The sequence below is a fragment of the Shewanella sp. 1CM18E genome (genome assembly GCF_023161665.1).
In the GTDB taxonomy this organism is placed as follows: Bacteria; Pseudomonadota; Gammaproteobacteria; order Enterobacterales; family Shewanellaceae; genus Shewanella.
In genome coordinates this window covers 236,100-248,971 of record NZ_JALNTW010000004.1, presented here as the reverse complement: position 1 = coordinate 248,971, position 12,872 = coordinate 236,100, and the positions used below count along the sequence as shown (strand labels likewise).

13 protein-coding genes are annotated in these 12,872 nt (G+C 41.3%); 8 read left to right on the top strand and 5 right to left on the bottom strand.

The features are described 5' to 3' along the window. Window positions 1-427: 427 nt before the first annotated feature. From MSG37_RS08320 to MSG37_RS08295, 6 genes are all read left to right on the top strand, one after another. Window positions 428-1,183: an SPOR domain-containing protein gene (locus tag MSG37_RS08320; RefSeq protein ID WP_248470127.1), complete on the top strand. Its 756-nt coding sequence runs from the start codon at window positions 428-430 to the stop codon at window positions 1,181-1,183. Between the two features lie 208 nt (window positions 1,184-1,391). After that, window positions 1,392-2,021, top strand: coding sequence for a hypothetical protein (locus MSG37_RS08315; protein ID WP_248470126.1), 630 nt, complete (start codon window positions 1,392-1,394; stop codon window positions 2,019-2,021). 59 nt (window positions 2,022-2,080) lie between these two features. Continuing rightward, complete coding sequence (locus MSG37_RS08310; RefSeq protein WP_248470125.1) at window positions 2,081-2,530, top strand: DUF4402 domain-containing protein; 450 nt, start codon at window positions 2,081-2,083, stop codon at window positions 2,528-2,530. Window positions 2,531-2,706: 176 nt separating this feature from the next. Further along, entirely contained in the window at window positions 2,707-3,462 is a 756-nt protein-coding gene (locus MSG37_RS08305; RefSeq protein WP_248470124.1) for a molecular chaperone, read from the top strand. Window positions 3,463-3,531: 69 nt separating this feature from the next. Continuing rightward, on the top strand, window positions 3,532-6,663 hold the full coding sequence (locus MSG37_RS08300; RefSeq protein WP_248470123.1) for a sporulation protein: 3,132 nt from the start codon (window positions 3,532-3,534) through the stop codon (window positions 6,661-6,663). A 69-nt stretch (window positions 6,664-6,732) separates the two neighbouring features. Then, window positions 6,733-7,605 carry an SPOR domain-containing protein gene (locus MSG37_RS08295; protein ID WP_248470122.1) on the top strand — a complete coding sequence of 291 codons (873 nt, stop codon included), beginning with the start codon at window positions 6,733-6,735 and terminating at the stop codon, window positions 7,603-7,605. Window positions 7,606-7,713: 108 nt separating this feature from the next. On the opposite strand, the gene MSG37_RS08290 is transcribed toward MSG37_RS08295, so the two are convergent. Continuing rightward, window positions 7,714-8,322 (bottom strand): LysE family translocator, encoded by a 609-nt coding sequence (locus MSG37_RS08290; RefSeq protein WP_248470121.1) that lies wholly within the window; start codon window positions 8,320-8,322, stop codon window positions 7,714-7,716. Window positions 8,323-8,420: 98 nt separating this feature from the next. Here MSG37_RS08290 and MSG37_RS08285 point away from each other — a divergent pair, with 98 nt between their 5' ends. Continuing rightward, window positions 8,421-9,338 (top strand): LysR family transcriptional regulator, encoded by a 918-nt coding sequence (locus MSG37_RS08285; protein WP_248470120.1) that lies wholly within the window; start codon window positions 8,421-8,423, stop codon window positions 9,336-9,338. A gap of 3 nt (window positions 9,339-9,341) precedes the next feature. Here the strand turns inward: MSG37_RS08285 and MSG37_RS08280 are convergent, their stop codons facing one another. Next, a complete protein-coding gene (locus MSG37_RS08280; protein ID WP_248470119.1) occupies window positions 9,342-9,602 on the bottom strand; it encodes a DUF5062 family protein in 261 nt (86 codons plus the stop codon). Window positions 9,603-9,805: 203 nt separating this feature from the next. On the opposite strand from MSG37_RS08280, the gene MSG37_RS08275 reads away from it, so the two are divergent. After that, window positions 9,806-10,684 carry a universal stress protein gene (locus tag MSG37_RS08275; protein WP_248470118.1) on the top strand — a complete coding sequence of 293 codons (879 nt, stop codon included), beginning with the start codon at window positions 9,806-9,808 and terminating at the stop codon, window positions 10,682-10,684. Between the two features lie 76 nt (window positions 10,685-10,760). Here the strand turns inward: MSG37_RS08275 and MSG37_RS08270 are convergent, their stop codons facing one another. From MSG37_RS08270 to napG, 3 genes are read right to left on the bottom strand one after another with little or no spacing between them, the layout of a single operon-like run. Continuing rightward, window positions 10,761-11,186: a nitrate reductase cytochrome c-type subunit gene (locus MSG37_RS08270; RefSeq protein WP_012153886.1), complete on the bottom strand. Its 426-nt coding sequence runs from the start codon at window positions 11,184-11,186 to the stop codon at window positions 10,761-10,763. Then, window positions 11,183-12,091, bottom strand: coding sequence for a quinol dehydrogenase ferredoxin subunit NapH (napH, locus tag MSG37_RS08265; RefSeq protein ID WP_248470117.1), 909 nt, complete (start codon window positions 12,089-12,091; stop codon window positions 11,183-11,185). The genes MSG37_RS08270 and napH overlap by 4 nt, the downstream gene beginning before the upstream one ends. Beyond that, entirely contained in the window at window positions 12,088-12,822 is a 735-nt protein-coding gene (gene napG, locus MSG37_RS08260; RefSeq protein ID WP_248470116.1) for a ferredoxin-type protein NapG, read from the bottom strand. Before napG ends, napH begins: the two co-directional genes overlap by 4 nt. Between the last annotated feature and the right edge of the window lie 50 nt (window positions 12,823-12,872).

Here is a 12,872-nt window from a genome sequence, read left to right as displayed (position 1 = left end):
GTTTATAGCGTCAGTATTTTGTCTTTAGTTTTGTTTAGTCGAAAAAATGTCCAGCCAACAAGGCGGCTTTACTCTTTTATTTAAAAGTTAATTTATATGTCCGATAATATAAATTAATTATTAATGCTGACCGTGGGTCTATATTGTTAACTGTTTATTTTTATTATTCTTCACCTCTTTTAGTTAAAAGGCTATTTATTTTGGTTTATTATTTTAGGTTAAGTCTTTTTTTTGGCTTTTGCCTCTGCATTTTAACCTATCAATTTATGTGACTTATAACGATTTTTTGTGATTTTTTATTGTTCGGGTTTTAAATGTCTGTTGTTGGCATGTTTTTAGCAGGATGCTTAATTATTAGTTGGTTTGGTTTTAAACTAGTGTCAGTTTTTATATCATCTTAGGCATAGGTTTAATTTATACTGCGCTAATGCATTTTTTAATTAATGAAAGAGTTAATGAAGTGAGTCTTTTTACTAAATCATTAAAAATTAATTATAGCGATTTTTACTCACTTGTTGTCAGTACCGTGGTTTCGATTTGGTTATGTGCCTTTACTGCATCTAGCGATGCAGCTGAAACTAAAGACACTGAAGCGGGCCAGTTAGTGGCACTGACTGCTGAGTTGTTACATGTAAAACAAGAGCTTGAAGCTTGGAATAAGTTAAAGCCTGCGATAGAGCGATTGGTCGAGAATGAAGCTGATCTTGCTTTATTGATATCCGAGCTGAGTAAAGTTGTCGAGATTCAGCAGCAACCGGTTAAGTTTGTCGTATCTAAAGAATCGGTAACTAATAAAGGTTTTATTGAAGAATTTATTTCCACTGATGCTATGGCTAAAAAAAATACAATTAAACCGAAAGTCGTTAATAAGGTAGAGAAGGCACTAAAAAATAATAAGGTGACCGAAATAAAAAATGCTCCTAATGCTTATGGCATTCACCTGTCTTCTTACTCTAAAAGTAATAACCTAAAGGCAGGTTGGCTTAGTTATAAAAAAAGGTTTCATGATTTTTTGGTTGATGGCCAACCAATGAAAGTCGATTTTGTTAGTAAAGGTAAGAGTTTCTCTCGGTTGGTCTATGGGCCATACTCGAGTAAAAAATCGGCATTATCAATATGCCGCCTATTAAAAGTCGAAGGGCAGTACTGTGCCGTAGTTGAATATAAGGGTGAGAGAATATAAAAGGATTTTATGAAGTATTATGGAAAAAGAACTTTGTTGTAAATTTAATTAAAGTTAAATTTTATAATGCCGATTAGTTATCTAGCTTTATCTTTTCTATTTTTAGCCTGAGTTTAACTTGGTTTGTTGTCACCTTTGGTTTTTATTTAGTCAAAGTGTGTCTTGGCGTTATTTATTAAATACAATAATGTGTAAAATGGAGTTTTAAATGAAAAATATTTCTATGGTGGCAAAAGCTGTTGGCTTAGCATTAGTTATGGTTGCATCTGCACCAGTTATGGCTGCTGAAACAGAGAATGCTACAGCATCTGTTACTGTTAAAAATGCTTTTGAAATGGTTGTGGCTAAGCCATTAAACTTTGGTGAAATCACTGCAGTAGTCGACCTAGCAGATGCTGATGGCGTAAGTGCTAGTATTACAATGTCGCCAAACCCAACTGAGCAGGCAACTGTGGTTAATGGTGCTTTGAATGCAGCAACTATTAGATTATTAGTACCGGGTGAACCAGGTGAAGTTACCGTTGCTGGTGTTGCACCATATTCAGAGTTAAGCGTGACTTTACCGACAACTCCAACCAATGTTGTAGCTGCTTCAGCACCTCCAGGATCACCTAAGTTTGTATTAAGCGCTATTACTGCATACATCACATCTGGCGATAATGACGGCTCTCTTTATGCTGCAGATAAAAAGTTGACTGCAGACGGTCAAGGTAATGCGAGCTTTAACTTTGGTGGCACGTTAACGACAGATGTGTATGTTGCTGATACCAATGTTATTGATAGACAGTATCAAGATGGTGAGTTTACAGGCACTTTTCCTATTACTGTTAGCTACTAAGTAAAAATAGACTTAGGTGGCGAAACATATGTTTCGCCACCTTATATAAAAGGCTAACTTTGAAATCTATTTTATTTTTGGTTTTAACAACGGCCATTTTTGACGTAAGTGCAGATGTGTATTTTGAACAGCCGCTATCGTTTGGCACTATAGTGATACGTGATAACAGCATTCAAAGTAGTGTGGTAGTGCCTACCTTTGGCCATAGCACTTCTTCAGGGCAACTGCTGATCATTAAACCCGGGCAAGCAGCTGAAATGGTCATTACTGATTACCCACCTTATGTCGATCTTTCAATTACTCCAATGTTGCCTGTTATAACGACTGTTGCATCAGGAGATACTGAACAATTCACCTTAAGTGAGATCTATATTGAGCCGAATATTCGTACAGATAGTGCTGGTATGGCTATCACTCAAATGGGTGGCAAATTGATGACTTCAGGTAATGGTAAGCATTATTTAAATACTTCCTACCAAGCCGTTTTTTATTTAGATATTAGTTATTAGTTCAATTAACAACTACAGAGTAACTCTGTAATTTTATAGGGCCTAGACCCACAATAGAGCGAACTGTATTCCATTTGTTTTGAGTATTTTCTATGTTTAAGCGCTTATTAAAAGCTACATTTTTTGTGTCAATATGCTTATTTTCATTTATCAATTCAGCTCAAGCTAGCTTATTGGTGTCTCCTATCCGGGTTGCTTTTGAGGGACGCGAAAGATCCCATGAGATTGTACTTATAAATAGCAGCTCTGAAGTCAAAACATACCGTCTTGCGTGGCAAGAAAAGTTAGCTTTACCAAGTGGTGGCTATAAAGACCTAACAGCAGAAGAGGCAATTGGCTATCCCTCAGCTAGCAAAATGCTGCGCTTTAGTCCGAGGCAGGTGACTTTGAAGCCTAATGAGCGTCAGATAGTTAGGTTGGGTCTAAGGCGCCCTAAAGATCTTGCTGATGGAGAGTATCGTTCGCATTTAAAGCTAGAAGCGTTACCGCCAAAACGAGCTAAAAAGTCAGATGGTGAAATGTCGATTAATCTGGACGTTTTGTTAAGTTACAGCCTGCCAGTAATCGTTAGGCAAGGAAAAGCTAACCCTAAAGTTGAGATTACGTCAAAGGCATTACGCTTTGATCAACATAGTGGTAAAACCGTATTGAACGTTAATTTAACTCGAACAGGTGAATATTCTACAGCTGGGAATTTAGTTGCGTATTGGTTAGGGGATCAAGGAGCTGAGCAAGTTGTTGCGCGCTTAAATAACGTCAATATATATCCAGAGGTCAATCAAGCTGTTAAGTCTATGGCTTGGATTGCAAAGGATTTCACCCGGTCTAACGGCAAGCTGCGTATTGTTTATGAAGGGCAGCAAGAATTTAACGGGCAAGTTTTTGCAGAGAAAGAGTTTGCTGTAACCGCAGAAGCATTTACTAACAACTAGCTATTTTTGTGGTGGATGTTGACCAGAGTTGGTGAATACTTTGTTGTTAGTCGAATTTAAGGGAAAGTAGTGCGCTATCGCCTAAGTTATGCATTACTTTTATCTCTGCTTGTCAGTTATGCAGGCTCCGCAAGTGCGCAGCCTGCTTTTATTGCTTTTATATCGTCTCAACACGCCTTACCTGTAGCTATTCAATCAGAGCAAAACGTTCAGCTTGCAAGTTTAAATAATGCCGACGTTGCGCGCACTTTAGCGAGGCTGAAGCAAAGTTACAGTTTGTCACTGCAGGAGCTACAATCTCAAGCTGCAGTTTTAGCATCTACAACTGATGTCACGAGTGTAAACGCTGAACTCTCCGGCGAGCAGTTGGGTATTCCCGAAGGGGAGGAATTACTGCTATCTCTTTATGTCGATAATCATTATTTGTCAGATGTGTTTGCTATTAAAAGCAAGCAAAATGCGCAATTTAGTTTAATAGGGCTATTTGAGTTAATTGATTTTCCAATTGAAGGCGACTTTGACAATCGCATAGTTAAAGGCTGGTATTTAGATGAGACTCGTCAATTTTTAATGCGCCTACCTGAAGCGGGAGAGGAAGTCGTTAATGTCTCGGTTAATCAGCAGGATTTCGAATTAGAACCTAGTCATTACACCCTTATGGCTGATGATATTTATATTGCCGGCGATGAGATTGAAAAGTGGTTTGGTATCACTTTTGACTATAGTTTTTCAGATTTAAAGGTAGAAATTAGCAGCTCCTCGCCGTTACCTGTACAACAAAGATTAGCGCGAAAAAAGCGTCAACTAAATCAAGCTGTAAGTCGCAATAGAGAGGCTGTGTTGCCTTGGAAAGAATCTAATTATCAAGCGATATCCTCTCCTTTAGTCGATGTGCAGGTTAACGCTGCAGTGACAGAACACAACAATTATCAAAGTTACTCGATAATTGGCGGTCATGATTTCGCATTCTTAAGTAGTGAGTTTTATGCCAGCGGCAATAGTAACGATGCATTGACGGACTTACGTTTAACCTTATCAAAAGAATCGGCTGCTGGGGACTTACTAGGCCCATTAAAGGCGACAGAATTTAGATTGGGTGATATTACTCCTGTGAGCGTTGGAGTTGATGGCACGCTAGGTCAAAGTCGCGGTGTCTCAGTAACTAATGATAAAACAGGTGTATCGGCCAACAATAGAACCATCAATCTCAGTGGTGATATTCAACCTGGCTGGGATATAGAGCTATATCAAAACGGTTTACTGATCAGGCAGGCGCTTAGTTTGCAAAATGGTCGCTATGAGTTTAACGACATCGAATTGCTGTATGGTGATAACCAATTTGAGATGATCGCTTATGGCCCGCAAGGACAGGTTAAAACCGAAACTAAACAAGTTTATGTTGATAGTAATAAGCTCAAAGCTAACGAGAGCAGCTATAGTGTTTCGCTTGCTGAAATTGGTAAAGGTTTATCTGGTATCTCTAGTACACCTGATGATAATGAAACGGGTTGGGTGCTAAGCTCGACCTATGAGCGCGGTTTAACTGATTGGGCATCGATTAATTTAGGTGTGCAAGAGCAGTTATCAGATCAGGGCACTTCTGTCGATACTTATGCCATTGGTGGTAATTTTAATCTGTTTGAACGTTTTCTTGTTGATGCTGATTATCAAATGAAAGACCATCAAGACAGCACATTTGCTGTTTCAGGGCGAACCCAAATTGGTAACCAATCTTTAAGCTTGCGTTATCAGGTATCAGAAAAGACCTTAGAAAATTTAAGTCAGCAACAACATACAGAATATAATTTTGACCACAGTGGATATATTTTTCAAGGCTCTCCCTATCGTTTAAATTATCGAAATCATTGGCGACAAACTCAAACGAGTAATGGCGCAAAGCACGATGAGTTCGGCAACTTGCTCGCGATAAGTACTGGTTGGGCAAACATTAATAACCAATTAACTTGGTATACTGGGCACTCTTCTAATGACGCAGCTTTAGATGACTCGCTTACAGGCCAATTGCAGCTGCAAAAGAGTTTTGGGTGGGCGTTTAGCAGGGTGAAATTAGATTATTTTATTCAGCCAGAAGCTGAAATTTCTAGATTCTCTACTGAGTTCTCCATCCCAATTAACACTCATCTACAATCTGAACTTGAGCTTGATTACTACCCTATAACTGATCTGTTAAGTAGTAGTGCTAGCTTAAGCTGGCAGCATAATGCATTTAGTCTTAATTCTACTGTTTCTTATGATAATACTGGCGACTGGTCATTAGGTTTGTATGGCCGCTTTAGCTTTGGTTATGAGCCGCAAACTGAGCAAGTGTTTATGTCATCGCGTAGCTTATCTGGTGCGGGAGCCTTAATGGTGCGAGTGTTTGAGGATGACAACCTTAATGGACGGTTTGATGCTGGTGAGGCTGTAATTGAAGGCGCAAGAGTCAAAGGTGTGCAACAGTACCGCTATGGCACTAGTAATCAAGATGGCGTGGCGATGTTAACCTCAATGTCTAGTCAGAAGAAAACCGATATTGTGCTTGATCAAAAAAGCTTAGGTGATCCTTTCTTAATTCCCGCTATTCCAGGGGTCTCTATCACCCCAAGGCGTGGTCATATACAGACTTTAGATTTTCCTGTCGTTAACGCAGCAGAAGTTGAAGGTACTGTGTATGTGCGCGAAGTCGATGGTACTGAATCTATCGCACCTTATGCCACAGTCAACTTAGTCAATGCGGCAGGTGATATTGTCGCCACTACAGAAACAGAGTTTGATGGATATTACCTGTTTACCGATTTAATTCCGGGTGATTACCAGTTATCTATTGATACAAACTACCTTGAACGTAAGAAGTTACGTGGTGAGTCACAAATGGCGATTACCTTGCAAAATAATGGTGATGTAATGAATGGTGCTGACTTTACGTTTGCAGAGATCATGATGACCAAAGGCTATGTAATGAACCTAGGTAAATTTAACTCACTGGCAATGCTAAAAACCTATTGGCAGTTAGTTAAGCACAATTATGATGATGCCATGAGCCAGCAAGTGTTTTATATCGAAGATAAAAAAACTAAGCGTTATGCGTTAAATGTAGCCTTTTTGGCTCGTAAACAACAAGCTGAAAACGGTTGCTCTCAAATTACAAAACAAGGTCTAAAGTGCAGTGTCGAGCCTTTTGAGTTCGAATTTGAATCATAATAAATTTAGGCTTTTTCTATTTAAATCATATTACTTTTCAGAGACAGTCTTGTGGAAATGAGTTTTAAAATGAATCTAGTGAACTATCGAGCTCGCTTTATAGCAGCGGCTTTGCTTGTTGCCATAATGAGCTTAACGGGCTGTGCTAATCAGGCTGATATCGCGCTTGAAAAGCAACGTGTTGCAGAGCAAAAACAACTAAAAGACAAAATAGAACAATTAGAGCAAGAGCTTGCTGAGTGGCATCAAATGAAGGCTGGTCTATCCCGTTTGATTGTTATTGAGGGCGACTTGAAGTTATTGGTTGAGCAACTCACTATGTTGGCGGCAGGAAACCAATCACCAGCTAGACCAGCTCCAATAACGCCTAAAGCGACTAAACAAATGCCAACGTCCGTTTCGTCAGATTCAATAGCAGTAGCAAGTTCAACGATGGAGGTTAAACACCAAATTTCGAGCCAAGGCAGTGACAATAAAGTTGACGAAGTACAGGTTGAGCAAATGGTTGCACCTGAGAGCTCGAAAACCAAGGTTAATGTGCCAGAACCTTTAGCTATTAGAAGTTACGCTTCAGCGTATCCGGGTGGGCCTGAACAACCTATCGAGTCTAATCCAAAGGTTTTGAACTATGCGAATAAGACGCAAGCAGAAGCTAAAACCGCTGGGAAGAAAAGTGGTTTTGCATTGCAGTTATCATCAGTGGATAAATTCTCTCGTATCGAGCCTACTTGGTTTGAGTTAAATAGTCGTTTTGGCACTCAGTTAGCTCGTTATGTGCCGAGGTATGAGCGCGTTTTAGTTAACGGAAAAACATATTACCGAATTAAAGTTGGCGAGTTTACCCAGCGTCAACAAGCATTGTCAGCATGTACTAGCATGAAGCAAAGTGGTTTGGATTGTATTGTTGCAACCAGCACTGGTATTAATCTTTATAGTAGCTAACTCCCACAATCGTTGCTGATATGATGTTTTAATTAGCCTTAATATTGGGTTACAGAAGTGGGAAAGTTAATTTCCCACTTAGGTTTCTAATTGGCGTAAACCCTATGGTTAGTCATTAGATATTAAAGCGACTCCAAAACCGATAAGCGCAACCCCACAGAGTTGATTAAGTTTGCGTTGCGCTCTCATTAATACGCTTTGTAGCGGCTTTGAAGTGAATAGCAGTGCCACCAGAATGAACCAAAGCAAGTGTAATAGCATGATGTACACGCCATAAAGTAACGCCACTTCATTATTGCTATCTAAAGTCATTACTTGACTAAAAATACTCAAGAAAAACAACATGGTTTTTGGATTCAATACATTACATAAGAACCCTTCTAGTAAGTAGCTAAAATGATTAGCAGATGTCTCCGAATCCGTTTGGACACTAAGGTTTTGATGTTTAGCGAGCAAGCCTTTTATTCCTAAATAGATTAGGTATAGAGCGCCAGCATATCGGATTAGATTAAATAGCCACTGATTATGTGAGACTAGGTAACCAATCCCCAGTAATGAATAACCAATATGAACACTAATCGCTAGGCTAATGCCTATTGCGGTATAGCATCCGGCTTTACGACTTCTATTAATACTATTTTTAAGCACTAATACAAAGTCAGCCCCAGGACTAATAACAATAATAAACCCTAAAATAGCTAGACTGAGAATTTCCACAACACCTCCTAAATTCGATAATTAAGGCGGCATTGTAGGAGGCTTTATAGCTGGTTATAATCGAAATAACTTCACCTAATTGTGAGTTAAATTCACAGATGAGACATTTAAAATCATTTTATACTTTTCATGTTGCTGCTAGTTCTAATAGTTATAGTGAAGCAGCAAATAAGCTGCATCTTACTCATGGCGCAGTGAGTAAACAGATAAAGTTATTGGAAACTTATCTTGGCGTGCCACTATTTTTTAAACAGGGAAGAAATGTTCATCTTACGCAAGAGGGACATGAGCTGCTAAAAGTTACTCAGCAAACATTTGATACGTTAACTTCTGGGGTTAAACGTGTTCAGCAGTTAAATCAGCATTATCTTGAGGTGAGCTGTGAACCGACTTTGACCATGCGTTGGTTGATGCCTAGATTATCTGCTTTTAATGAACAATCCGGTATTGATGTTAGGCTTTCAACTGCTGGTGGGCCTGTTACGCTAGGGGCCACAGGCTTGTCTATGGCGATTCGCCGCGATGATTTCATTATTCCCGAATATTACCTACAGCAATCATTAGTCGATGAGTGGGTTGGTCCTGTTATGTCGCCCGATTATTGGCAAGCAATAAGTAAAGATCTATCCAGAATGAAGCTGCTACATAGTCAGACAAGATCTCAAGCATGGGAACGCTGGTTAGAAACTATGACAGAGCAGCCAAGTCATAAAATGGAGCAGCAGACGTTTGCGCATTTCTATTTTTGTTTTCAGGCTGCAGTTGATGGGTTAGGTGCAGCATTAGGTTCGTACCCGTTAATTATCGATGATTTAAGACGAGGTAACCTTATTGCGCCTTTCGGCTTTGTGCCATCTGGTCATAAATATGTGGCTATAACTGATGCGAATTCGGTGAGTGTGGAGCAGCAGACTTTTTCATTATGGTTAACGCAGCAATTAGCGAGTTGTGTGCCTTTAGATAGGGAGCTTGGGAAAACAGCGGTTCCCAAGCTAACTGACGCAATAATTATTTGAGGGTTAATTGAGTAGTTGATGATCGGCTGGTAACTGGCGGCTTATCCATAACACTAATTTGTGCTTCATATTCGGGCCGTCTTCTTTGTCTTTCGGAAGTGCTTGAATAAGGTTGTCTTGCACTAATAAGCGGTAAATACATTCGACCTTGTCTTTGGGAGAGATCCCTTGGCCAAAATCGGCAAAGCCTCTTTTCTTGGCGTAGCCAACACCAATTTCCATCGCGAGTTTCAGTAGTTGTGCATCGTGCTTACCTGACTTCATATAGGCATTTCTTCTGTCGATTGATGTTCCTTTACATTACCTAAGTTATTGTTAATGGCAATAGCCAGTTAGCTAATTTTCTTTAGTGAAATAGTCAAAGCAATGGCTTGATCTAGGTCATTAAATACGCCATATCTGCTCCACCTATATCTAAGATTTGCTAAGCTAAAATTAGGATAAGGATAATCAGCAGAGGTGACTTCATGGGTAAAGTGTTAGTGATTTCGCAGCGGCAAGAAGCACATATTAATGCCGTGGTAAAAGGTGTTGAATTAGCTAAGTTACTTGGTAAACGTGCCGAGGTATTTGCCTATAGTTTTGAATATTTTGGCGATGCCGAGTTTTACAATCCTAAGTTTGTCGCGGTGGCTCAAAAGCATGTGATGAAGCAGCGTGAGGCTAAAATCGAGCAAATGCTGCAGGATATTGATGAGCAAGACACACCTATCCACAGCGTGTGGAGTAAAGATTTATTTGAACATGCCTGTCATCATTCAAAGCGCCATGGCTTTGATCTTATCGTAAAGGCAGTACATCACGCCGACCATTATCTGCCTGTCGACTGGAGTCTCATTCGCCACACTCGCGTGCCACTCATGCTGTTAACCGACAACCCAATGCATAAAGGCAATAGCGTGATGATGGCGCTGGATCTAGACAGTAAAAAAACCTTAAAGCAACAGCTTAACCAAGCGGTGATCCGTCAAGCAACCGCGCTGGCACAGGCTACAGGTAGCCAATTGCATTTGGCCTACGTGATCCGCTTGCCGCAGGTTATCCATGATATGGAAATTGTCGATACCCATGCATTGGTGCGAGAAGCCAAGCAAAAGCATCAGCCTTTATTCGATGAGCTTAACTTAACTGATGACTGTGTGCATATCACGGTCGGCGAGCCCGACTTGTGTTTGTATCAGTTAGCTTGCCAGCATAAAGTGCAATATCTGGTGCTTGGCGCGGTGCAGCGTCAGGGCGTTTATGCTTATGTGGTGGGTAATATGGCCGAGTCTATTTTGAGTCGTACTCGCAGCAATGTATTAATCGTGCCAGCAAGAGAAGGGCAGTTACTGCCGATAGAGTGAGCAGCCAATAAGATAACAAACAAAAACCACCTCAAATGAGGTGGTTTTTACTGTCTAAACAAGCCCGCTATCGGGATTAGTTAGTTGAAAATTCGTTTTCAACTAAGTGCTGCTTGTTTTCAGCTTGAGGCGTGTGGCACTGAGTACAGTTGTAGTACTCGTTGTTTAACTTGCCGTCGGCCAACATATGCGATGGATCCACTGCGGTTGCTTTCATACGTTTTGCTTTTGCTGGGCTATGACAGCTGATGCAACCATTACGCTTAAGCGTGATTGGGTAGTCTGCTTTGTGCGGGATCATAGGTGGTTGATGTACAAAAGTACGTTCAATAGATTTACCACGCTTTGGATATAGCGGCGCAGGATCGGCAGCGCGAATATCGGTGATCTCAGACTTACCCAGTGAGCTGATGTTCACAGGTTCTGCTTGAGTGTTCGCTTGCTGACCAGAGCAAGCACTAAGCGCCATCACTAGCGCAGCTAAGGTGAGTACTTTTTTCATTGGTTGTTCTCCGCCTTTAGGGCAATTCGATTTTGATTCTTTCGATTCTGAAACTGGAAAACGCGTTGGGCGCAAACGTCGATACAACGGCCACATTGAGTACAATCGCTGTCGGTTATCATTGGCTGTTTACCTTTGAGGGCAGGCTTTAATACCTGTCTTTCAGGGCAAACGGCAAAACAATCCATACAGTTATCGCAGTCTTTGGCATTAACAGCTGATACCTTTACCGGGCTCACTTTACCTAGCAGGCCAAATAGGGCACCTGTTGGGCATAAATGTCCGCACCATGCTCGCTCACTGATAAACAGATCCAGTAAGAAGATGGCGGCCAAGATCCATAAACCACTGCCTGCACCAAATAGCGCAGCACGGTATATTACTGGCACGGGATTAACCCATTCCCATACCGTTAAGCCTGTCATGATTGGCAATAACAGTACCAGTGCTAGCAGGTAGTAACGTAAATTTTTTGGCATCTCAGTTGTGCGAGGCAAGTTCAATTTACGTCGTAGCCAGCTAGCGAGGTCAGTCACCATGTTCACTGGGCAAACCCAACTGCAAAATACTCGGCCACCTAATACTGCGTAAAACAGCGCAATAATAGTGGCGCCAAGTACCAAGCTTAGCTCGGGTAAGTGGCCAGTTAGTAACACTTGCAAGGTGGCAAGTGGATCAGACAATGGCACAACGCCAAAGAGTTCGCTGGCAGAAAGGTTACCTTTAAGCAACCAAACGCCAGCCCACGTTGCGATAAAGGGGCTAAGGGCAAACAATGCAAAGACACTGACTTGACTAATACGGCGTAAGAACAAGAACTTGTGGGCACGCCACCAGCCTAGTTCTTTTACTGCCGCAGCTGCAAAGCCACGTGTTGTCGGTTTTTGCTTTAGTGTCTGGCTCATAATTCAAGCCCCTTGTTTAGCATCTCAAGCGTGGTCTCTTCGGTGTTGATATAGGTATCGTGTGCAGCCGTTTTTCCAACAGCAATATGAGCAGGTAACACCTTGATCGCAGCTTGCTCTAACACACAAGCATGTTCACATTTACCGCAGCCTGTGCAGCTATCGCTGTTGACTGTAGGTAAAAACATGGCGTGATGACCGCTGCGCTCATTGTGCTGCATTTCTAGGGTTATAGCGTCGTCGATTAGCGGGCAAACCCGGTAACAAACATCGCAACGTAGCCCTTTAAAGTTAAGGCAATTTTTCTCATCAATTAAGACTGCAACTCCCATCTTCGAGTCTTCAATATCCGTTAACGCGTGATCCAGCGAGCCTGATGGGCAAGCTTTAACACAAGGGATATCTTCACACATCTCACATGGGATCTTACGTGCGGTAAAGTAAGGCGTGCCTGTAGGGACACCTTCAAACCAGCGGGCCAGTTTGAGGGTGTCGTAAGGGCAGGCGTCTACACATAAACCGCAGCGTACACAGGCTGAAAGAAAATCGTCTTCACTTAATGCACCTGGCGGCCTTATCGCGAGTGGGTCTAACTGACTCGATTGCTTAGCAACTGCCGTTAATCCCATTCCAAGTAAACCCATTGCGCAGCTAGCTTTTGCCGAAGTGGCTAAAAACTGACGGCGATTAACGCCTTTAGCTGTGAACTTACTGTGATTGACCGTACTCATTTGCGTTAGTTTTCTCCGCTTTTGCTTTAGCGATTAAAGTTAAGTTTGTT